At 57.0% G+C, this 22348-nt stretch carries 20 protein-coding genes; 12 read left to right on the forward strand and 8 right to left on the reverse strand.

The annotated features are described in order from the left end of the window. Positions 1-3: 3 nt before the first annotated feature. From ABVT35_RS19865 to ABVT35_RS19885, 5 genes are all read left to right on the forward strand, one after another. On the forward strand, positions 4-1164 hold the full coding sequence (locus ABVT35_RS19865) for a dihydrodipicolinate synthase family protein (RefSeq protein WP_368468719.1): 1161 nt from the start codon (positions 4-6) through the stop codon (positions 1162-1164). A gap of 12 nt (positions 1165-1176) precedes the next feature. Continuing rightward, complete coding sequence (locus ABVT35_RS19870; RefSeq protein ID WP_368468721.1) at positions 1177-2184, forward strand: LacI family DNA-binding transcriptional regulator; 1008 nt, start codon at positions 1177-1179, stop codon at positions 2182-2184. 3 nt (positions 2185-2187) lie between these two features. Beyond that, entirely contained in the window at positions 2188-3456 is a 1269-nt protein-coding gene (locus ABVT35_RS19875) for a glycerate kinase (RefSeq protein WP_368468723.1), read from the forward strand. 1 nt (position 3457) lies between these two features. Then, the gene (locus ABVT35_RS19880) at positions 3458-3769 is read left to right on the forward strand and encodes a Dabb family protein (protein WP_368468725.1); all 312 of its coding nucleotides are present in this window, start codon (positions 3458-3460) and stop codon (positions 3767-3769) included. 105 nt (positions 3770-3874) lie between these two features. Beyond that, a complete protein-coding gene (locus tag ABVT35_RS19885; RefSeq protein WP_368468727.1) occupies positions 3875-4660 on the forward strand; it encodes an HAD-IIA family hydrolase in 786 nt (261 codons plus the stop codon). A 35-nt stretch (positions 4661-4695) separates the two neighbouring features. Here the strand turns inward: ABVT35_RS19885 and ABVT35_RS19890 are convergent, their stop codons facing one another. The 3 genes from ABVT35_RS19890 to ABVT35_RS19900 form a co-directional block, all read right to left on the reverse strand. Beyond that, complete coding sequence (locus tag ABVT35_RS19890; RefSeq protein WP_368468728.1) at positions 4696-5766, reverse strand: YeeE/YedE family protein; 1071 nt, start codon at positions 5764-5766, stop codon at positions 4696-4698. 127 nt (positions 5767-5893) lie between these two features. Continuing rightward, on the reverse strand, positions 5894-6949 hold the full coding sequence (locus ABVT35_RS19895) for a sugar phosphate isomerase/epimerase family protein (RefSeq protein WP_368468729.1): 1056 nt from the start codon (positions 6947-6949) through the stop codon (positions 5894-5896). 41 nt (positions 6950-6990) lie between these two features. After that, positions 6991-7854: a sugar phosphate isomerase/epimerase family protein gene (locus ABVT35_RS19900; protein ID WP_368468730.1), complete on the reverse strand. Its 864-nt coding sequence runs from the start codon at positions 7852-7854 to the stop codon at positions 6991-6993. Positions 7855-8166: 312 nt separating this feature from the next. Here ABVT35_RS19900 and ABVT35_RS19905 point away from each other — a divergent pair, with 312 nt between their 5' ends. The 4 genes from ABVT35_RS19905 (at position 8167) to ABVT35_RS19920 (ending at position 11996) form a co-directional block, all read left to right on the forward strand. After that, positions 8167-9054 carry a sugar phosphate isomerase/epimerase family protein gene (locus tag ABVT35_RS19905; RefSeq protein WP_368468731.1) on the forward strand — a complete coding sequence of 296 codons (888 nt, stop codon included), beginning with the start codon at positions 8167-8169 and terminating at the stop codon, positions 9052-9054. Between the two features lie 76 nt (positions 9055-9130). Beyond that, on the forward strand, positions 9131-10300 hold the full coding sequence (locus ABVT35_RS19910) for a mandelate racemase/muconate lactonizing enzyme family protein (protein ID WP_368468732.1): 1170 nt from the start codon (positions 9131-9133) through the stop codon (positions 10298-10300). After that, complete coding sequence (locus ABVT35_RS19915) at positions 10297-11001, forward strand: FadR/GntR family transcriptional regulator (protein WP_368468733.1); 705 nt, start codon at positions 10297-10299, stop codon at positions 10999-11001. The genes ABVT35_RS19910 and ABVT35_RS19915 overlap by 4 nt, the downstream gene beginning before the upstream one ends. Positions 11002-11009: 8 nt before the next feature. Next, positions 11010-11996, forward strand: a complete 987-nt coding sequence (locus ABVT35_RS19920; RefSeq protein ID WP_368468734.1) for an NAD(P)-dependent oxidoreductase — start codon at positions 11010-11012, stop codon at positions 11994-11996. 203 nt (positions 11997-12199) lie between these two features. On the opposite strand, the gene ABVT35_RS19925 is transcribed toward ABVT35_RS19920, so the two are convergent. From ABVT35_RS19925 to ABVT35_RS19935, 3 genes are all read right to left on the reverse strand, one after another. Further along, positions 12200-13696 (reverse strand): PLP-dependent aminotransferase family protein, encoded by a 1497-nt coding sequence (locus ABVT35_RS19925; RefSeq protein ID WP_368468736.1) that lies wholly within the window; start codon positions 13694-13696, stop codon positions 12200-12202. A 120-nt stretch (positions 13697-13816) separates the two neighbouring features. Beyond that, complete coding sequence (locus ABVT35_RS19930) at positions 13817-15313, reverse strand: aldehyde dehydrogenase (protein ID WP_368468737.1); 1497 nt, start codon at positions 15311-15313, stop codon at positions 13817-13819. A gap of 33 nt (positions 15314-15346) precedes the next feature. Next, positions 15347-16495, reverse strand: coding sequence for an epoxide hydrolase family protein (locus ABVT35_RS19935; RefSeq protein WP_368468738.1), 1149 nt, complete (start codon positions 16493-16495; stop codon positions 15347-15349). Positions 16496-16911: 416 nt separating this feature from the next. On the opposite strand from ABVT35_RS19935, the gene ABVT35_RS19940 reads away from it, so the two are divergent. The 3 genes from ABVT35_RS19940 (at position 16912) to ABVT35_RS19950 (ending at position 20016) form a co-directional block, all read left to right on the forward strand. Continuing rightward, positions 16912-17952, forward strand: a complete 1041-nt coding sequence (locus tag ABVT35_RS19940; RefSeq protein WP_368468740.1) for a TRAP transporter substrate-binding protein — start codon at positions 16912-16914, stop codon at positions 17950-17952. 128 nt (positions 17953-18080) lie between these two features. Then, on the forward strand, positions 18081-19370 hold the full coding sequence (locus ABVT35_RS19945; protein WP_368468742.1) for a TRAP transporter large permease: 1290 nt from the start codon (positions 18081-18083) through the stop codon (positions 19368-19370). Positions 19371-19446: 76 nt separating this feature from the next. Then, positions 19447-20016 carry a TRAP transporter small permease gene (locus ABVT35_RS19950; RefSeq protein ID WP_368468743.1) on the forward strand — a complete coding sequence of 190 codons (570 nt, stop codon included), beginning with the start codon at positions 19447-19449 and terminating at the stop codon, positions 20014-20016. A gap of 151 nt (positions 20017-20167) precedes the next feature. On the opposite strand, the gene ABVT35_RS19955 is transcribed toward ABVT35_RS19950, so the two are convergent. After that, complete coding sequence (locus tag ABVT35_RS19955; RefSeq protein ID WP_368468744.1) at positions 20168-21238, reverse strand: ABC transporter ATP-binding protein; 1071 nt, start codon at positions 21236-21238, stop codon at positions 20168-20170. Continuing rightward, on the reverse strand, positions 21238-22338 hold the full coding sequence (locus ABVT35_RS19960; RefSeq protein ID WP_368468746.1) for an ABC transporter ATP-binding protein: 1101 nt from the start codon (positions 22336-22338) through the stop codon (positions 21238-21240). The genes ABVT35_RS19955 and ABVT35_RS19960 overlap by 1 nt, the downstream gene beginning before the upstream one ends. Positions 22339-22348: the final 10 nt, after the last annotated feature.

The following is a 22348-nucleotide window of genomic DNA, read 5'->3' on the forward strand; positions in this document are numbered from 1 at the left end:
GCAATGCGCCTGCCGACCTATGCCGGAATGCTCGAAGATTACCGCCTTGTTGGCGAAGCCCTTGAGGTGCGCGCACCGGCCGTGCCGCTTACCCGAACGGCATTTGCCGCAGCTCACGTCGTGTCCGATCCGCTTGCCGAGCGTGATCCCTGGGTCGGCCGACCGGCGGTCGACTGGGAAAATACGCTGAAGTTCCGCTGCTGGCTTTGGGATCAGGGTCTTGATCTCGCAGAAGCGATGGATACCGCGCAACGCGGCATGGGCGTCGATTGGCCGACCGCAAGGGAGCTGATCGAAAGGACCATGCGGGCCGCGAAAGCCCATCCGCTGCGCCCGCGCGTTGCGTGTGGTGCCGGCACGGACCATGTGGAACTTTCTGAATTACGTGACGACGATACCCTCATTGCCGCCTACAGCCACCAGATGGAGGCGATCGAGGCGGCCGGCGGGCAGGTTATCATTATGGCATCGCGTGCATTTCCGGCAATGCGCGCCGATATCGACACCTATGCCCGTGTCTACGGCCGTCTGATCGAACAGGCGGCGGAGCCGGTCATCCTTCACTGGCTCGGCGATGCGTTCGACCCGATGCTTGCCGGCTATTGGGGGGCGGGCGATGTTTCATCGGCCACCGATGCCGTTCTTGCGATTATTGCGGCCAACCCGTTGAAGATCGACGGCATCAAGGTCTCGCTTCTCGACCAGGCCCATGAGGAGGGCCTGCGTGCACGCCTGCCGGAGGGTGTGCGCCTCTACACGGGTGACGATTTCAACTATGCAGACCTGATCGCCGGCAGTAGCGGGCAATATTCGCACGCGCTGCTCGGTATATTCGCAGCGATCGCACCGGCGGCCAGCCAGGCGCTTGAGGCGCTGGCAAAGGATGACGTGGAAACCTATCACGCGCTTCTCGCGCCGACGGTTCCGCTTTCGCGTGAAATATTCAAAGCGCCGACACAGTTCTACAAGGCAGGCATTGCCTTTCTGGCGTGGCTCAACGGCGCACAGGACCATTTCATCATGCCGGCCGGCTTTCAATCCGCACGGGAAATCACGCATTACGCGGAGGTGTTTCGGCTGGCCGATCAGGCAAGGCTTTTGACGAGGCCGGATCTTGCCATGGAACGGATGCAAACGCTCTTGCGCCTGCACGGGATAGGCTGAGGACCAGTTGGAATGAGCAAGCGACCGACCATCATTGACGTGGCCCAGCATGCGGGTGTGTCCAAGTCGACAGTCTCGCTCGTTCTGCAAAATAGCCCGCTGGTCAAGCAGGCAACGCGCGAGGCGGTCGAAAAATCGATGGCCGCGTTGAACTATGTCTACAATCGGTCGGCGGCCAATCTGCGAGGAGCGGATGCCGGTCTCATCGGTCTCGTCATCAACGATCTGCGCAACCCTTTCTTTACAGAATTTGCCACCAGTGCGCAGATGACCTTTGCCAGCCGTGGCTTTGCCACTGTCGTTGCCAACACCGACGAGGACCCGGACATCCAGTCGCAGGTGATTGCCTCCATGATCGAGCATGGCGTATCGGCGCTGGTTGTTTCGCCCGCCTATGGCGACGAGGGGGCGATCAGCGGGATCATCAAACGCGCCGGGATACCGGCTATGCAAGTCTGCCGGATGATCGACGACTGCACCGATATCTTCCCATTCGCATCGCTCGACTATGCGACAGGCGGACGACTAGCAGCGCGCCATCTGGTTGACGTCGGTGCAAGGCGCATTGCCTTTGTGGGAGGGCTGGAGGAGCGTCCCGTGACCCGCGAGCGCATGTCCGGCTATCTTGAGGTCATGGCGGAGCTTGGTATCGAACCGGTGACCTTCCACGGTCGCTCCACGCGGGCTTTCGGCCGCGACATGGCGATGACCCTTGTGAGTGAACACCCGGAAATCGACGCCGCCATGGCTTTCAACGATCTGGTGGCGCTTGGCATGCTCTCCGGTTTTGCGCAATGCGGTGTGAATGTCGGCAGTGATTTCCGGCTCGTCGGCTTCGACGACATCGAGGAATGTGCACTCGTCTATCCGCAGCTCAGTTCCGTGCGCTGCGATGTTGCCAGCTTCGGTCGCCGTTCTGCGACGACCATGCTGGAGTGGCTTGAATCCGGCAAGCGCCCACCAGAAAAGGAGTTCGCCGGCGTCGAACTCGTCGCGCGCCAGTCCAGTCTCGGGGTTTGATGGGTGACGGAGACACAGCGAACCTCATTTCTAAGCGACCTGTTCAATCAGGCCGTCGCCGTAGCGGACCCGATGCGTTGTGTCCCTGCGGCGCTTCCGCCAAGGCCGGACGGACGGGTGGTGGTGATCGGCGCCGGAAAGGCGTCTGCACGCATGGCAGAAGCGGTGGAATCGGTCTGGGGACCGTGTGAGGGGCTTGTCATCACCCGTGACGGCTACGGTCGGCCCTGCCAAGGCATTGAAATTGTCGAAGCATCCCATCCGGTGCCCGATGAGCGCGGACGAACGGCCACTACACGTATACTGAATCTCGTAGAAGGACTGGGTGAGGGGGATTTTGTGCTGGCGCTGATTTCCGGCGGCGGATCGGCGCTGCTTGTGCAGCCTGCCGGGTCCATCACACTTCAGGAAAAGCAGCAGGTGAATGCTGCTCTCCTGTCGTCCGGCGCACCCATCGATGCGATGAACAAGGTTCGCAAGCATCTGTCACGGGTCAAGGGCGGACAGCTTGCCGCCGCTGCCCATCCGGCAGAAATGCTCTCGCTGATGATCTCCGATGTGCCGGGCGATGATCCGGGCGCCATTGCCTCCGGGCCGACCGTTGGCGACGCATCGGCGCCGGTCGAGGCCGCCGCCATTCTAAACCGATGGAACATCGATGTTCCGGCGTCGGTAAAGGCTGTCCTGAGCGGCAGTACGGGTGTGATCGCGCCCGATGCGCGCGTCCTTACCCGCGTGGAAAACCGGGTCATTGCAGCGCCGTCCCAATCGCTTGCGGCAGCGGCGAAAGTGGCGTCAGATTCCGGCTGCCAGGTTCGTGTGCTCGGCGATGCGATCGAGGGTGAAGCCCGAGACGTGGCCGGGGAACAGGCCAGGTTGACGCTCGACATCAGGTCGAATCTCAAGGCTGGTGATCCGCCGGTGTTGCTGTTGTCGGGCGGCGAATGCACGGTGACACGGCGCGGTACCGGGATTGGCGGTCCGAATGCTGAATTTGCGCTTGCACTTGCGTTGGCGCTTGACGGTATGCCCGGGATTACAGCACTGGCGGCAGATACCGACGGTGTCGATGGGGCGGCGGAGGTAGCCGGCGCTTTCATCGATCCAACAACGCTTGCGCGTGCCCGTGCCTTGGGCCTCGATCCTGCCGCCGAACTTGCCGGCAACAACAGTCACAGCTTTTTTGCGGCGCTTGGCGATCAGCTCGTAACCGGGCCCACGCTCACCAATGTGAATGATTTTCGCGCCATCCTGATTTCACCGGAGACCTGACATGCTCAAACACTGTGTATTCCTTTCGCTGCGTTCCGAAGACGAGCTGCCGGCCATTGAGGATGCCATGGAACTGCTTGCCGGCCTTGTCGGCAAGGTCGACGGCATGATCGATTTTTCATGGGGTCCGAACCGTGACTTTGAAGCCAAGTCGCAGGCCTACCAATGCGGTTTTGTGACGACCTTCACGGACCGGGAGGCTCACCTTGCCTATGAGGCGCATCCGGACCATGTGCGTGCCGGAGGCATGCTGGTTGCCGCCTGCCGCGGCGGCCACGACGGGATTTTCGTTGCCGACCTTGAAGTCGGCTGAAGGTGAAATAACGCACCGGTACGTTGCAGCCTGCTGTTGCAATGGATTAGCCTTGCTCCTGCACCGTGAAGACAGCAACGGCTGAACTGTTAGGAACGAAGGAAATTGGCAGACTTTCAATGCAATGGATTGCTGATTGATATTTCCGGCGTTGTCGTCGAGGGAAAAGATCGCCCGATTGACGGGTCGCTGGAAGCCATGGCGCGTATCGAGCAAAGCGGCGTACCCTATCTCTTTGCAACCAACACGACGAGCCGGCCCCGAACGGAAATAGCGCGGGAGCTCAGATCGGCGGGTTTTGCTGTGTCCAGCGAAAGCAGGATCCTCACGCCCTTCCAGGTGGCGCAGACAATCTGTGCCGACAAGGGTCTCAATCCCCTATGCCTGGTTCGCAAGAGCGTTGCGGCGGAAATCGATACCGATCCGGGCAGGCCTTATAACGCCGTCGTTGTTGGCGATCTCGGAGATGAATTGACAAGCCATCTTTTGGAGGAGGCCTTTGAGGCAATTCACAATGGTGCGGTCTTTTTGGCCCTGGCCAAAAACAGGGACTACGTTGGCCCTAGTGGCAAACTGATTCCCGACATGGGACTTGTCGTTGCCGGGCTGGAATATTCCACAAATTCTGAGGCGACAATCCTCGGCAAGCCGAATGCCCTGTTCTTTGATGCGGCCCTGAAGCTGATGGGCGTTGTTGCCGGCGAATGCGTCATGATCGGCGATGATCTGGAAGCCGATGTGATCGGTGCCGTATCGCAAGGCATGCACGCTGTTCTGGTGGAAACGGGCAAATTCAGGGCTGAATGGGCTGCAAAAGCGGGGGAATACGGAATAGCGGTAGCCCCAAATCTGAAGCACGCTCTCGATCTGCCGCTGCTTTCAGGCTTGTAAATTCAGAATTCGCCGCTCCGAGGCTGAAGGGTGCGTTATGGCTGCGCCTTTGCAAAAGGCGCAATTCCGCTTCCCAGCACCAGGTGGGTGGCTATGGCGCCCACCCACATGAAAAAGACGGCTGCCCAGGCGGTGACTGCAAGAATGGCTCCACCGGAGACACCGGATCCCACAGCGCATCCACCGGCCAGCATTGCACCGAAACCCATGAGTGCCGCGCCTATGAGATACCGTTCCATCGGCACTTCGGAGCCGAACCGCTGAATGCGGAATTCGGCCGAAATAAAAGCCATGACGGCAGCCCCCAGGAAGACGCCCGGCACCAGCCCGATACCGAAACTCATGGTCAGTTCCCGGCTGTTGACCAGACCCATCAGCGTATCGGTGGCAGGGCCTGTAAATGTAACGCTGGAGATCGGAACGGGTTCGAAGGAAATCTGCGAAATGTGGTAGGTCGCAACCCAGCCGAGAGCAACGGCAAGTCCGACGCAAACGGCTGCTAATGTGCGTGTCCACTGGTTGCCGCGATATGCCGCCAGGGTGATGGATGCCGCCAATATCACAATCGATATAAAAATCGCACCGGCGCTGTCGAGATCCACCCAGTTGAGCAGATTGCGCAGGCTGCCGCCATCGATCAGCCAGATGGAGCCGAGTTTTTCGCGTGCCGGAGCCAGGATGCCGCGCAGGCTTGCCTGCGCAACAAGTGTCAGCACCAGCCCGGTAACAAGTGCGCGCAGATTACCGGTCGCCGAAAGGACCAGCAGACGGCTGGCGCATCCACGGGCCAGTATCATGCCGACGCCGAACATCAGGCCCCCGATCACGGCGCCGGAGATGCTGCCTGTTGCTGCAAGTTGTCTTGCGTTGGAGACGTCAAGGAAACCAAGGGCTATTGAGGCCTGAGTGGACACGACAGCTGCGGAAAAGGTAATGAGCCATACCGCAAAACGTGCGCCGAATTCGCCGTCGCCCACTTCGGCGGCCGCCGCTCGCAGACAGAACCGTGAATGCTGCGCCGACGCACCGAAAAACACGCCGACCGCCAGGCCAGCGAGCAACAGGACCGATCCATCGCCGATCGTGTCGATGAGATATTCCAGCATTGGCGAATCCAAATGGTCTGACCATTGGATAGCCAATTCAAACGCGGCTGTAGTTGACGCATGTCAAGCCGCGACCGCGTGCCGCTTATGTACCGGTTGGATCCGCCTGCGTGACGCTGTAGCTCCGTCAGCCGATGCCCAGCATCCTGCGGTTGGCAGCCTCATCCGTATCGCCACCGGCAAAATCGTCGAAAGCCCGCTCGGTGACGCGAATGATGTGATCCTTGACGAATTGTGCACCTTCGCGCGCTCCGTCTTCGGGATGCTTGATCGCGCATTCCCACTCGACCACGGCCCAGCCGTCGAAATCGTTGGCGGCCATTTTTGAAAACACCGCGGCAAAATCCACTTGTCCGTCTCCGAGCGAGCGGAAGCGGCCGGCCCGGTCGATCCATTTCTGATAGCCTGAATAGACGCCCTGGCGGCCGGTCGGATTGAACTCCGCATCCTTGACGTGAAACATGCGGATGCGATCCTTGTAGATGTCGATATTGTCAAGATAATCAAGGCACTGAAGCACGTAGTGCGACGGATCGTAGAGCATGTTGCAGCGCCGGTGATTGCCGGTTCGTTCGAGGAACATTTCAAACGTCACGCCGTCATGCAGGTCTTCGCCGGGGTGGATTTCGTAGCACACGTCGACACCCATTTCGTCGGCGTGATCGAGGATCGGTCTCCAGCGGTCGGCAAGTTCGTCAAAGGCCGATTCAATCAGGCCCTGGGGGCGTTGCGGCCAGGGATAGAGAAAAGGCCAGGCGAGCGCGCCCGAAAATGTCGCATGGGCTCCGATCCCCAGATTTCGCGATGCGGTGAGCGCCTTTTTCACCTGGTCGACCGCCCATTCCTGGCGGGCCTTGGGATTGTTGTGCACATGCGGGGCGGCAAAGCCGTCGAAGGCTTCGTCATAGACCGGATGTACCGCGACAAGCTGACCTTGCAGATGGGTGGAGAGTTCGGTGATTTCGACGCCGTTTTCTGCGGCCATGCCCTTCAGTTCATCGCAATAGTCCTTGGATGAAGCGGCTTTTTCGAGATCCACCAGACGCCCGTCCCAGCTTGGCAGCTGCACACCCTTATAGCCGATATCCGCGGCCCATTTTGTAATGCTGTCCCATGTGTCGAACGGCGCCTCATCGCCGGCAAACTGCGCCAGAAACAGCGCTGGTCCCTTGATCGTGCGCATGTCGATATCCTTCCTGTTCTTCCTCGCGCCGGCTTGCGGATTTAGCCCCGTTCGAGGCCCGCTTTTTCCATCGACCGGCTGATATGCGTGTAACCGTCGTGGCAGACGGCCTCATTGCTTTCTGCAAAATCGCGCCAGACTCGGGTGGCTGCCGCCAGATCGGGTAGGCCACGGCCAAAGCTCTCGATGGTCAGCCAGTTGTCATAACCCGTTGTTGCAAGGGCGGCATAAAACTCCGGCCAGGGAATATGGCCCCTGCCGGGCACGCCGCGATCATTCTCGGAAATATGGATGTGGGCGATGTGATCGGCATTTTTGGTCAAGGCGCTATTTGGGTCGGTTTCCTCGATATTGGCGTGGAACGTGTCATACATGGCCCGAATATTGGGATGGCCGATCTGACGAACGTGATCACACAGCGCATCCATCGTATTTACCAGATAGCATTCAAAACGATTGACCGCCTCAAGCGCTACGCACACGCCATAATTTGAAGCATGTTCGCCGATCTGTCTTTGAGCCTCTACCGATCGGGCCAGTTCGTCTGCTGAAGGGCTCCTGCCGGAGAAGTGGCCGAGTGTTGAATGCAACGGACCGCACAGCGACCGCGCGCCTACCGCAGCAGCGCACTCGACAGCCCATTTGACATAATCGACGCCGGCCCTGCGTTCCATCGCATCGGATGAAATCGGATTTTTTTCGGGATTACCAATTGCCGAGGTTGCCGTTCGGTCCAGCCCGATGCGGTCGAGCAATTTCGCCGTCTGTTCGAATTCATAGGGTGCGCCTTCGAATATCGGAATTTCCACGCCGTCAAAGCCAATCGCTTTGATGGTGCGCAGTATTTCCTCGTGCTCGGGACCAACATTTGTCGTCCACAGATACATGCACATCCCGATCTTCATTGGCCATCCTTCCAATGCCGACGCAGCGCCCGCTTCAGGAATATCTCTTCAACTGGTCATACCAAATAGACCGTTTCCGTCAACTGCATTATCTGCCGGAAAACTGCGCAAATCTAGATGTGAATTTGAAAAAACACATCTTTTGAAGTAAATTTTGCCATAAAAGAGGAGAAATTCATCGTTAGCTCGCCACTTGACCTGACGTCAAATTCGGCGCAATCTGGTAGAACCAGATGACGAATTGCCAAAATGAACTTCGCCATGACCCGGAACAGGGCCGCTCTAGGGGTGAAGGATCAAGGGAGGAGTGAAATGCACCTGTCGACACACAACTGGATGCGGGCGGAGCCGCTTGATGTGACGCTTAGGCGAATCAAAGTGTATGGCTATGAAAGCATCGAGATTTCGGGTGAGCCCGAACAGTACGATGTCAACGAGACGCGCGCGCATCTGAAAGAGCATGGCATTCGCTGCTGGGGTGCGGTGACATTGATGCTCGGAGAGCGGAACCTTGCCGCAAAGGATGAGGGTCAGCGCGCCATGTCGGTGCAATATGTCAAGGACGTCATTACCATGATTTCGGAACTCGACGGCGAGGTCCTGACACTGGTCCCGGCCACCGTGGGCAAAGTGGTGCCGGACGCAACACCCGAAGAGGAGTGGAAATGGGTGGTGGATGCGACAAAGGAGTGTTTTGCGCACGCCAAATCCCGTGGCGTAAAAATAGCCGTCGAACCGCTGAACCGATTCGAAACCTATCTGTTCAACCGGTGTGCACAGGCCCTTGCGCTGGCGGATGCGGTTGATCCCGAATGCGGGGTCTGCCTTGACGCATTTCACATCAATATCGAGGAATCCGACATTTATGACGCGATACGACTGGCAGGCAACCGGCTGTTCGATTTCCACGTTGCTGACAACAACCGTTTTGCTGCCGGTCTTGGACATCTCGACTGGGCAAAGATCGTCGGTACGCTCAAGGAAGTCGGATATGACGGCGCACTGACCAATGAATTCGTGGCGCCGGTGGACCGGACGCCGGCTGCCATGTTCCCGGACATGGTGGAAAAGAACCCGGTCGATATTTCTCCCGAACAACTGAAATTTATCGAAGACCACGGCTCCAGCCTGCTGTCGGAGGAATTCTATAGCGACCAGATGCGGATAACGGCGGAGACGCTCTTGCCGCTGATGAAGTAACCCGCAATCTGGCTGCCCCCCGGCGCGTTACCTCCCGTAGCGCCGGGGGCCATGGCTCATTGCTTCAGGAGTACCAATGCGCATTTCTTCGGTTCACGCCTGGTGGGTGCAAATCCCGATAAAAACGGCCGAACAGCACATCAGTGATTTCGGCCGAATGAAAACCTTCGACGCCGCTATATTGAAGATCGAGACCGATGACGGGATCGTCGGATGGGGAGAGGGTAAAAACGCCGCCGGCAGCGCCGGGCACTACGGCTCGCTGGTTCATTTGCTGAACAACGAAATCGGACCGAAAATCATCGGCCGCGATCCGGCGGACATCACATTCATCTGGGAGGATCTTTATAACGGCGTGCGCAGCCGGAAGGCTGCGATGGCCGGTCACGCTATGCCTGAACTGGCACGCCGCGGTCTGACGGTGGCGGCGATCAGCGCCGTCGATATCGCGCTTTGGGATATACTTGGAAAATCAAGGGGGGAGCCTGTCTGGAAGCTGCTGGGCGGGCGCAAGTCCGACCGGTTGCCGGCTTACGCCTCGGGTGGCTGGGCAAAGGAGGACAAGATTGGGGAACAGCTCCTTGCCTATGTGGAAGATGGCGGTTTCAGAGCCGTCAAAATGCGGGTTGGCGCCATGGACGGTCCGCCGCACGTATCGGCTGCGCGGGTCAAGGCCGCGCGGGCCGCGCTCGGGCCCGATATCGCGATCATGGTGGATGCCCACGGCACCTATACGGTGTCCGATGCGAAGCGTTTTGCGCACCAGGTTGCCGATTGCGACCTCGCATGGTTCGAGGAGCCGATAATCGCGGATGACAAACCCGGCATAGCCGATCTGCGTTCGGCAACGCATATTCCGATAGCCACGGGAGAAGGCGAGGCAACCCGCTATGCCTTCCGCGATATTGTGGTTCGCAGGGCTGCCGATATCCTGCAGCCGGATCCGGCCTTTTGCGGTGGTATTTCTGAGGCGATGCGGATAGGTTCCCTGGCAAGCGCCTTCAATTTAAGATTGGCGCCTCATCTTTGGGCGGGAGCACCTTGTTTTTTTGCAGGTCTTCATATTTGCGCGGCCTCGCCGGCGAGCTTTACGGTGGAGTATTCGCTGGGTGCCAATCCGATGATTCACGATATTGTTCAGGAAGATGTGAAGGTTGAGGACGGTAATATCGCCATACCGGAGGCTCCGGGCCTCGGTCTGACGATGAACGAAGATATGATCAAGGCTCACGCTGTAACCGAATGACCATGCAGAAAGACGCATTTCTCCCCAACCTGACCGCCCATATTGTCGAGGCGGCAAAAAACAATGACGGCAAGGCTCCCTCCGAGCGCGAACTGGCCGATCATTTTACCGTCAGCCGCGGGCAGGTGCGCGAAGCTCTTGCCATATTGGAAGCCATGCAGGTTGTGGAGCGCCGGGCGAAATCCGGAATCTATCTGAATGAAGCACATTCGGGCATCGAAGCGATGGCGTTTTTCGCCCGAGCCGGAATTCCGCTGGAGCCTAAGCAGATTTACGAGGCGGTGGAAGTCCGCAAGATCCATGAGATCAAGGCGGCCGAAATGGCGGCGGAACGGGCGACTGAAGAAAATTACGAGCGCCTGCGCGAAATCCTGGAAGAATCGGAAAAACGCATTTCAGAGGGACTGGGATTGTGGGAACTGGATCATGATTTCCATCTGGAGATTGTCAGGGCGACCCAGAACACAGTGTTTTACAATATCTGTACGACCTTCTACGCCCTCAGTGAAAAACGGCTGCCGATCTATTTTCAAAAGCCTGAGCGCAACAAACAGTCCCATCTTGAACACCAGCAGATTTTCGATGCGCTCGTCAGCCGTGACGGCGTCCTTGCACGCGCGCTTATGAACACGCATCTGCGCGGTGCGCAGAGCTACTGGACGGAACTGTTCGAATCCCAGGCCGACAGTGCGGAAAGCTGAGTACGCCCATGGCTGCCGCACCGCTGATATTTTCTACACACACGCTTCATCCGAAAGTGACATTTGACCTGCAGGCGATGGGGTCGCTCAAAATTGCAAGCGCGCCGACACCAGAGGCCATCATGGCCGAAAGCGCCGGCGCGGAAATCATCATCGTGCGGGCGCCGATCGATCCTGAAATTGTCGGGCGGGAGCGGTTGCTGAAAGCCATGATCCGGCACGGAGCGGGCCTCGACATGATCCCCGTCGATACGGCAACGGAGGCCGGCGTGCTCGTTGCAAATGTCCCGGGCGTCAATGCCGTGACCGTTGCGGAACACGTCATCTGGTCTAGCCTGGCGCTGCTGCGGCAACATCCGCGGGTCAATGGCGACCTGCGCTCGACCGGCTGGGAAGCCGGGCGCCGCCACAGCAATTCAGGCCGCGAGCTCAGCGGCCGGACACTCGGCATCGTTGGAATGGGCAATGTGGGAAGGGCCCTCTATAACATCGCCCGAAATGGTTTTGGCATGCGTGTTTTGACCCGCACGCGCACGCCGGAAAAGGTTCCGGATGGAGCATCGTCCGTGTCATTTTCCGAGCTGCTTTCGCAATCCGATATCCTGGCGCTTTGCTGCCCGCTGACGCCGCAGACCGTGGGGCTGATCGATGCGGCCGCACTGGCACGGATGAAAAATGGTGCCGTGCTGATCAATGTTTCGCGCGGTGCAGTGGTTGAGGAAGAACCATTGATCGATGCGTTGAAGTCAAACCGGTTGGGCGGGGCGGCACTGGACGTCTTCAGTGCACAGCCACTGCCACCCGACCATCCACTGTTCTCCCTCGACAACGTCATCTTGACGCCGCATATGGCCGGGATCACCGAGGAAAGCATGCTGCGCATGGGCGAGGGGGTCGTTCACGAGGTGCGGCGGATCATCGAGGGCGATTTGCCCGTGAACCTCGTCAATCCGGATGCCGTGACACTTTATAGGTCGCGGTTTGCCGGTTCCTGAGCGATTTCTGTTTTTGGATTGAGGGCTCAATGATCAGAGCTATAACCGTTGCGGCGATGAATGGCGGCAATGCGGACTTAGCGATGTGATGTTGTTGTGGGATATCGAGATTGCGGCACAGCTAAGTCAACTTGCTACTGCCTCAGTACCGGAACCTATTTCCCAACGTTTGCAAAGTCTGGATTCTGTTGATCCAGGTTGGTCTAACCACCTGCGTGCTTCGATTTTTTCAGGAAGCTTCTCGCCTCTTCGCCAATGTGCCGCAGACCTAGTCTGATTTTGTCCGTTGCAACAGAGGGAAAACCAATTCGAAATGAGTTTTTTGGATATCCGTTGTGATAAAATATGTGGCCAGGCTCTATTAAAACGCCGCGCGTTTGAAGACGTTCTGCAAAGGCATGCGCGTCAAATCCGGCCGGGCCGGTCAACCAAAAAGATGTGCCACCCGTTGCGTGACCAAGCGAGAACATAGGCAGAAGCTCCACTATTCCATCGCGCATGATATGCCAGCGTTGCGAATATATTTCCCTGAGCTTTTTCAAGTGCACATCATGATATCCGTGCGCCAGAAACAGCGCCGCCGTTTCCTGCACAATACTCGGCGGGTGACGTACCGTCAGGCTTCGTATCGTCTTGGCCGCCTCTATAATGTCGCGATGCGCGACAATAAATCCCATGCGTATACTCGGCGAAAGGGTCTTGGAGAGGCTGCCGACATAAATCACCGTTCCGCTTCTATCGCGGGATTTCAGCGCCGGACTTGGTTTTACATGCCCAAGCAAGCCCACTTCATAATCGTCTTCAATAATAAATGCTTTTGCCGCTTCCGCCTTCCGAAGCACCTGCTCACGACGGTCTTCCGGCATCGAAACCATCGTTGGAAACTGGCAGCCCGGAGTAAGGTATAGGAGCTTAAACTCCGCGGGCAACTCGTCAGGGACCATGCCATGCGCATCAACCGGCACTGGTTGAATTTCGTTCCCATACAAATGAAACAGATGGCGGGCTTCCTGATAACCAGGATTTTCGAAAGCAATGGGCCGGCGGTCTTCGGCAAACAAAGTGCTGATAATACACAAAGCGTGTTGGGCGCCGACGGTGACCAGAATTTCATCCTCCGCCGCTTTGATGCCCCGGTAATGGAGCAAACGCCGGCGTAATTGAAATATCAGATCGGGGCAGTCCACATCGACTGCTTCGCTGGTCCAGATCGGAAGTGCGTTTCGACCAAGCGCCAACCGGGAACATTCACGCCAGGCTTCGATCGGGAAGAGTTCTGAATCAATCTGGTTGTAGACGAACGGGTACTCAAACTCGGCCCAGTTCCTAGGCTGGTTCGCACGCATGTTCACGTCGGGCAAATTGCTGGCGAACACCAACTTGTCGGACAATCCCTGTTCGGGTTGATGGCCAATCTGCTCCGCGATTTTCACATCCGGCACATTCAGACCGACAGTGAAACCCGATCGATTGCGGGATTCCAGAATGCCCAGGTCAACAAGACCTGAATAGGCTTGGTAGGCACTGTTTTTTGAGACTTGAAGCTGTTCGGCTATTTCACGGCAGGAGGGGACTTTTTCGCCCTTGCGATAGATGCCTTCGACGATCCGCAAACAGATAGCGCGGCGAACGAAATCCTTCTTGCCGATTTGCTGCGCGCCGGCGTGGTCATATTCCGGTTTGGTGACAGAATGGTCCACCGCGGCCCCGTATATTGTCGATCAACTTACAGCCCAAACATAACATGGCCTCAAGATTTCGAGCAATTTACGGGGCCGGGAGCGCGCCGTTTTCGCTTCGATCCTATCCACCGGTTTTCTTCAACAGACAGGCTGGGTTGATATCCAGATTGTTTTGGTTTGAAGGTATTGGTCCAATGCTTCGGTGCCGTTGTCACGCGCCATCGAACCAGATTGCTTGTAGCCGCCAAATGGCGTCTTGATGTCCCCTTCCGAAAATCCGTTTACGGAGACTGTTCCGCAAGGGAGTTTCCGCGCCATTGAAATCGCGCGGTCAATGTCCCGGGTAAATACACTGGCATGCAATCCGTAGTCGGTATCACTGGCGATTGCGAGCGCCTCCTCCATGGTCTTGACCGGCATGACACCCAAAACCGGGCCAAAGATTTCATCTCTAGCGATAGTCATGTCATTGGTTACGTTGTCAAAAACGGTTGGCTCGATGAAATATCCGGCCAAATCCGAGTTGCCGCCTACAATGAGGTTTGCCCCCTCCTGGTTGCCCTTTTCGATGTAGCCCATCACCATGTCCTTGTGCTCTTTGGTGATCATCGAACCAATGGTTGTTTCAGGGTCAAGAGGGTCGCCGAGCCTGAATTCCGATACCCGATTGAGCATTTTCTCCATGAACGTGTCCACCAGCGGTTCAGCGATGATCTGGCGCATGTTGGCGGAGCAGTTTTGTCCTCCATTCCAGAACGCAGCCATTGCGGAATGCTCGATCAATTCATCATTAATGTCAGCGTCGTCCAGAACGATAAACGGGCTTTTGCCACCCATCTCCAGGCCAATGCTCTTAAGGTTGCTGTCGCCGGAATAGCGCATGAACATGCGGCCAACTTCGGTTGATCCGGTAAACGATACAGTATCAACGTCATTGTGAAGGCCGATCGCCTGACCGGTCGTCTCGCCAAGTCCAGGGAGTATATTAACGACGCCATCGGGAACGCCGGCCTCGATAATCAATTCAGCCAGCTTGATGGTGCTGAGCGGCGTTTGCTCCGCCGGCTTGACCACAATTGAGCAGCCGGCTGCTAGGGCGGGCGCAATTTTCCAGACGGCCATTAAAAACGGGAAATTCCACGGCAGAATTGCCCCGGCGACACCGGCAGGCTCCCTGACCACCAGCGCCAGCGTATCGTCACCAGTCGGCGCGACTTTACCGAATGTTTTGTCTGCAAGCTCCGCATACCAGCGGAAAAAATTGACCGCTTCGGTGCCCACCTCGTGGAGGCAGTCCGTTATGGTCTTCCCCGCATCGATGCTTTCAAGAACCGCCAGTTCTTTCCTATTTTGCTCAACCAGGTTTGCAAGTTTTAGAAGCACTTCCTTGCGGTATTCCGGTGCGGACCGCGACCAGATACCTTCATTGAATACCCGCCTTGCCGCTGCTATCGCCCGGTCCACATCGGCGCCACCGCAATGGGTGAAAGTCGTTATTGTTTCTCCGGTCGCGGGATTGATGGTTTCAAGTCTTGCGCCGTTAGAGGCGTCGCAGAATTTTCCGTCAATGAACGCTTGTGCGTTCAGTTTGGCATTGTCGCGAATTCTGTGAAACTCGGCCTTCGTTGCGTTCATTTTGCAGTCCTTTTTTGATCTCGCAGGTGCTTCCTAGCGCAGGCGTCGCGCAAATTTCCGAATGTCCTCGATCAACAAATCGGGTTGCTCCATGGCAGCGAAGTGGCCTCCTCGCGGCATTTCGGTCCACTGGGTGATGTTGTAAATCCGTTCTGCGTAACTGCGTGGCGGCCAAGCCAAAAGTTCCGCCGGAAACAGCGCGCAGGCCGTTGGCACCTCCACCCGCCTGCCTTCAGGAGACAGAATCCTGCCGCCTTCCTCACGCCGACCGAAGTAAATCCAGGATGCCGTATTGAAAGTTCGTGTGACGATGTAGACCATGATGTTGGTCAGGAGTTGATCCTTGGTATAGACGCTTTCAACGTCATCGCCCTCCGTATCCGACCATGCATTCATCTTTTCGAGAATCCAGGCGGCAACACCCACCGGGCTATCCATCATTGCGTAGCTCAAGGTCTGCGGTTTGGTTGCCTGTTGTGTGCGGTAGCCGTTCTGCATGATTTGATCACGCTCGAATTTCGCCGCCCATGCCTCTTCTTCTGCACCTTGCGGACCATCCTTATGGCGCATTGTCAGGATATTGATGTGAATTGCCTTACATGCCGGCGCATGCTCATAGCCAAGCCAGCTTGATATGGCACCGCCCCAATCACCGCCCTGGGCAATGTAGGATCCATATCCAAGTGTATCGGTCATCAACGTGTTGAAAACACCCGCCATTTTTCGTGGGCCGAAAGGCCGCGGCGGTCGTCCCGAAAATCCGAATCCAGGCAGTGAGGGAGCGACGACATCGAATGCGTCTTCAACATTGCCGCCATAATTTTCCGGATGCGCGAGCAGATCGATAAATTCCAAAAACTCGACGATGGTCCCGGGCCAGCCATGGCTGATGATCAGTGGCTGGGGATTATCGCCGCTCCCCTTTTCATGAATAAAGTGAAGGTCGATGCCATCAACGGGTGCCTTGAAATGCGAGAACCGGTTTATTTCCGCTTCCTGTTTTCGCCAGTCAAATCCGTCCACCCAGTAGTCACAAAACTCCTTCATGTAATCGAGGTTCGTGCCGTACTCCCATCCTCCGTCATCGGGCATTTCATGCCACGGAAAAGACGCAACACGCGCTCGAATGCTCTCGATCGTCTCGTCGGGGACGTTAACGCTGAATGGCTCGGTACACGTCATTTCAGCCTTTCCATCTCTGCGGTTGTTACGTTGAAACGCATGTTTTTTTGCCAGGTATCGTCGATTTTTATCCCCACCTCTGGCCGTGGCCGGGCGTTATTGTCTTATTCAAAATTTGGGAACGGACGTAAGGAACAGTTTATCGGGTTAGTAGGGACAGATGGGGGGTTGCCTGGTCCGGTGCGGCGAATGCGCGGTTTATTGCGATACCGCCCTGCATAAATAAGCTACTGAAATGAAAGAGGAATTATTTCAACTGGCTCAGCCGTTCCAATCGAACCGAATTTTGGTGCACCTGGTTCTGTCCCTACTAATCGAGCCTTTTGTCCCTTTTGCCGTATATTCATGTGTGAATGATGAAGCGGGGAATTAACATGAAAAAAGCAGGCGTCTGGTCTGTTCAAGGGAGATCGCACATGAACACAAGTTCAATCTGGAAAGTGGCGGTTGCGACAGCAACTCTGATTATCGGAGTAGAAGCAGCAAGTGCCGAAAAAGTCTTAAAACTTGGAACCGTAGGCTTCAAAGGGATGCCGATCGGCGACGCGATCGATCAGGCCCTGATCCCGACACTGAACGAAGTGTCAGGTGGAAAGTTGACAATCGAGCCGCACTACCGGAAGTCGCTGTGCAGTGAACAGACCTGCGGTGAGCAGGCAAATCAGGGGCTGTTGCAGCTCTGGACAAGTTCAACAGCGAATTTCGGCAATTTTGGTACTTCACTGGCCATTTTCGATCTGCCCTACATCTTCAAGAGTATCGAGGATGCCGACCGCATTTCCTCTGAATGGCTTGCCAAAAAGCAATGTGACATCGCTGCTGAGGAAGCAGGTCATGTCTGCCTGACTGTTTATTCCAGCGGCGGGTTCCGTCAACTCGGCAACGCCCATGGCCCGGTGCATGTTCCTTCAGACATGGAAGGCATCAAGTGGCGCGTCACAAAAAGCCCGATTGAATACACGCTGATCAAAAACTGGGGCGCAGTGCCGGTGCCTTATGACTGGTCGCAACTCTATCAGGGGCTGCAAACCGGCGTTGTTTCAGGCCAGTATGTCGCAACACCCTGGCAGCACGTCGCCAAATTGCATGAGGTTGCCAAATACTTCACCGAAATCGGCGGCTCGTGGTCCGGAAACCAGTTGTCGATGGACAAACGCCAGTATGATGCCTTGACCGATCAGGAAAAGGAATGGCTGCACACGGCTGCGGAGGCATTTGGCCAGAAGGTGCAGGAGCTGGACCGCAACTGGGTTGAAGCGGGCGAGACCGCCATCAAGGCCGACATCGAGGAATGGTATGTTCCGTCTGAAGACGAAATGAAACTCTGGCGGGCAGGTGCAATTGATGCATGGATCAATGCCAAGGGCACGTTTGATCCGGCAACAGCCGAGCGTGTGCTGGAAGAGCAGGGCATGACCGATTTCATTGCCCAGCTGAAAGAAGCAGGCGCACTGTAATACGGCCGCCCGCATGTCCAAAGTGAAGTGGCGCGGAATAACGTCCGCGCCCTTCCTTGTGCCGACAGCCGAAGACCAGTTGCTGTAGAACGACACTCGCTATCGAGCGGAAAGGGGACGAAGCTCAAATGGAAAGCATTGCGCTTCTTCTCATACTTGTGCTGCTTATCTTACTTGGCGCACCTGTCGGCTTTACACTGCTCCTGATCCCGGTGGTTTACATCTTGATCACCGACGCTGCTCCCATGATCCTGATCCCCAGTCAGATGTTCAGCGCCATCGATGCGGTGCCCCTGACTGCGATCCCGTTCTTCATGCTGACGGGAGAGCTCATGACAAGCGCCACCATCACCGACAGGCTGGTGGAATTGAGCCAGCGGTTGATTGGAAGAATGCGCGGCAGCATGGCGCAAGCCAATGTTTTGGTCAGCATGTTCTTTGCCGGGATGAATGGATCGGTGGTGGCCGATACCGCGACCGTCGGTTCGTTGTTGGTGCCGGCGATGAAGCGTGCCGGCTATCCATCCGCATTCGCCGCCGCGATCACAGCGGTCAGTTCCACAATCGGCGGGATCATCCCGCCGTCGATCATGATGATCGTTCTGGCGAACGCCGGCGGTATTTCGGTTGGCGCGTTGTTTGCCGCCGGCATAGTGCCGGGCATCATGATCGGCCTGTTGCTGATGGTGATCAATTATTTCATAGCGAGGCGCAACAATTTCGAGCGCAGCGAAGAGCCCTTCAGCCTGAAGGCGATCGCGATCGTCGGCTACAAGTCGTCATTCGCGCTGCTTATTCCCATCGTCCTTGTAGGTTCAGTCGTCTTTGGGATCGCCGGCGTTGTCGAAGCGGGTGCACTGACAGCCACCATTGCACTATTTGTCGGGCTGTTCATCTACCGCACCATCACCTGGAACAATTGCAGAAGTGCATTTGTTCGCGCTTTTCGAAATTCGGCCATGGTATTCATCATCATAGCGGCCTCCGGCCCGTTCAGTTGGTTGCTGACGTCGCTGGGTGCCATCAACCAACTGGAGGAGTGGCTCCTGAGCTATACCCACAACCAGCTCCTGTTCGCTCTGGTGCTGGTCCTGTTCATTTGTTTGCTCGGGATGGTCATGGACTCCGCAGCCAATATCATTGTCGTTGGCCCAGTTCTGGTTGATGTGATGGTGGCCGCGGGTTACCCGGATGTTCAGGCAGCTCTTGTTGTTGTTGTCGGGTTCCTTATCGGGTCCGTCACGCCGCCGGTCGGTGTGGCGTTCTTTACGGCGGGGGCGATCGCGAATGTTCGGCTGGAAAAAGTAGCCGTGGCGATGTTGCCCTACCTGATTGCCCTGTTCGCGTTGTTGTTTGTGCTGATCGTAGTCCCGGATATCACCATGTATCTTCCGAAGGTTTTTGGGTTCGTGAAATGATGTGTGCGCGGACATTCAAAACGGTTTGCGAAAGCCACTGGAGGGACGCAGCGAATGGTCTCGGGGGACGCGGGCCATGCTAGCCTTCGCAAAAAGTGTCGATAGAGCCGTCAAGAAGATTTTGACTGCTTTCTGTGCAATTCTTCTTTTGCTGATGGTGGTATTCACGGTCTATTCCGTTGTCATGCGGTACGTTTTTGAGAACCCTCCGGTCTGGGGCGACCTGCTGACGGTTCTCAGCAATATCTGGCTGGTCTTCCTTGCACTCGCACTGACGGTCCGCGACAAGGATCACATCGCTTTGGATCTCATCTACACACGGCTGCCGCTCAAAGGCGCTTTCCTGGTGCAGCAATTCTGGTCTCTGATTATTTTTGGTCTTGGCCTTGTGATGATCATCTATGGGATTGAAGCCGTTGCCACTATGGGCGGCAAGTACTGGGAGATGTGGTATTTTGCCTGGGAAGATGGAGGGTTTGTCTTCAAGCCGAACTACATGCCCAAGAAATATGCCATCGCAATTGTGCCCATCTCAGGCTTCCTTGTCTGCGTTGCAGCTCTTGCATCAATCCTTGAAGATTGTGTGCGGCTAAAGGCGGGAACATACCGACTGTCAGGGGATACAGATATCCAAACAGAGAGCTAGCGGGGTTAGTTTGCTGTTTGCCCGGATAATGAGCGCCGCGTTGGGACGTCTTCGACATCGAAAATCGCCATTTTGATTTACGACACTTCTTAGATACCTCGACTGGGCGCCATGCAGTCGTGCCACCCTGCTGGAACAACGGGCTCAGAGCCTAGTCAATCGCGACGTTGTTTCCGGTTTCCGGATCGAACAACAGCACCTTGTCCGGCTTCCAGCCGAAACGGACCGTTTCGTCAAGAGCAACGTGCAGTCTTGCGGGCACGGTCGCATGGATCTTGTCGCCGCCCACTTCCATGTTGAGGATTTTGACGACCCCGTGATCTTCAATGTCGAACACCCTGGCCTCGACGGGGGCGCCGCTTTCTAGCTGGATGTTTTCCGGCCGCACACCGAAAATCAGATTCCGGCCGTCCTCGGCGCCATTGGCGGTGACCGGCAGTTCGAAGCCGCCGCCGTTGATGACGGCACGGCCAGATGACAGTTTGCCGTCGATCAGGTTCATTGGCGGGGTTCCGACGGAGCGGGCGACAAAGGTATTGCAGGGGGCGCTGTAGACTTCAGCCGGCGTGCCGACCTGCACCAGCCGTCCCTCGTTCAAAACGCCGATCTTGTCGCCCATCGACATGGCTTCCACCTGATCATGGGTGACGAAAAGGAATGTCGCGCCAAGGTCATTGTGGAGTTTCTTCAATTCAACCCGGAGCGCTTCGCGCAGCTTGGCGTCGAGCGCCGACAGCGGCTCGTCCATTAAAAACACCCGCGGCTCGCGGACGATGGCGCGGCCGATGGAGACACGCTGCATCTCACCGCCGGAGAGCTTTTCGACCTTGCGGTCGAGCAGCGGCGTGATCTGCAGGGTAGCGGCTGCCTTTGCAACCCGTTCCTCGATCTCGACAGTGCTTAAATTGCGGATCTTCGATTTCAGCGGAAATTCCAGATTGCCGCGCACCGTCAGCCGCGGATAGAGCGAATATTGCTGCAGCACCAGCGCAACGTCCCGCTGCGCCGCGTTCCAGTCGGCAACGTTCTCGCCGTCGAGATAGACGTCGCCGCTGGTGGGTTTTTCCAACCCGGCAATTACCCGCAAGGTGGTGGTCTTGCCGGCGCCTGTCTGGCCGAGCAGAACAAAAAACTCCCCATCGGCTATCTCCAGATCAAGGCCGCTCAGAGCCCGGTTGGCGCCGAAATCCTTGGTGACGCCCATTAGCTTGATACTGGCCATCAGACATCACTCCGCAGGGACTGACCGCTCTGGCGGTCGAAGAAATGCGCCTGTGCAGGATCCAGATTGACCCACAGGCGCTGGCCTTCGCCGGAGGCGAAGCCGCTTTCGGTGCGAGCGCGCAGAACTTCCTCCCCGATCTGTACGTCGACGATATCGTGCGAGCCAAGAGGCTCGATATTGGTCGTTGCGACCTCCATCGCGCCGTTGATTTGTTCGTGGCTCAACAATACCGCTTCGGGCCGAATACCAAGCGCGATCTCGGCGCTGTTGACATTGACGCCGCCAAGCGCGGTTTGCGGAAAGGCAAAACCGTCATCCGCGCCGCCCATGATGAGTGTTGCGCCGTCGCCATTTGCCTTCAACTTGATATCGGCGACATTCATGACCGGGCTGCCGACGAACTGCGCGACGAACAAGTTGGCTGGCTTGAGGTAGACCTCGTCCGGTTTGCCGATCTGCTGGAGGATGCCGTCATGCATGATGACGATCCGGTCGGCGAGCGACATTGCTTCGATCTGGTCGTGCGTGACGTAAACGCTGGTGGAGCCACGGGCGATGTGCAGTCGCTTGATCTCGGCCCGCATTTCCTCGCGCAGCTTGGCATCGAGCGCGCCGATCGGCTCGTCCATGAGCAGGGCTTTCGGACGGCGCACCAGGGCGCGGCCGATGGCGACCCTTTGCATGTCGCCGCCCGACAGGGCAGAAGGCCTGCGGGTCAGAAGGTCGGAAATGCGCAGGATTTCTGCAACGTCCTTGACGGCCTTGTCGCGTTCGGCATTGCTCATGCCGACTGCCCGCAGGGGAAATGCGATATTCTCGTAAACCGTCATGTGGGGATAGAGCGAGAACGACTGGAACACGAAAGCGATATCACGGTCGCCTGCTCGGCGCTCGTGAACCGGTTCGCCATCGATCAGGATGTCACCGGAATCGATGGTCTCCAGCCCGGCGATCGCCCTGAGCGTCGTCGTCTTGCCGCAACCGGAAGGCCCGAGCAGGACCACGAATTCACAGTCCGCGATATCCAAATTTAGCTTCCGGATGACATAGTTGTCGCCGAAATACTTCTCGATGTTCTGGAGGCTGATATTGGCCATGTCGTCTCGT

The sequence above is a fragment of the Hoeflea sp. TYP-13 genome, assembly GCF_040932035.1.
Taxonomy (GTDB): Bacteria; Pseudomonadota; Alphaproteobacteria; order Rhizobiales; family Rhizobiaceae; genus Hoeflea_A.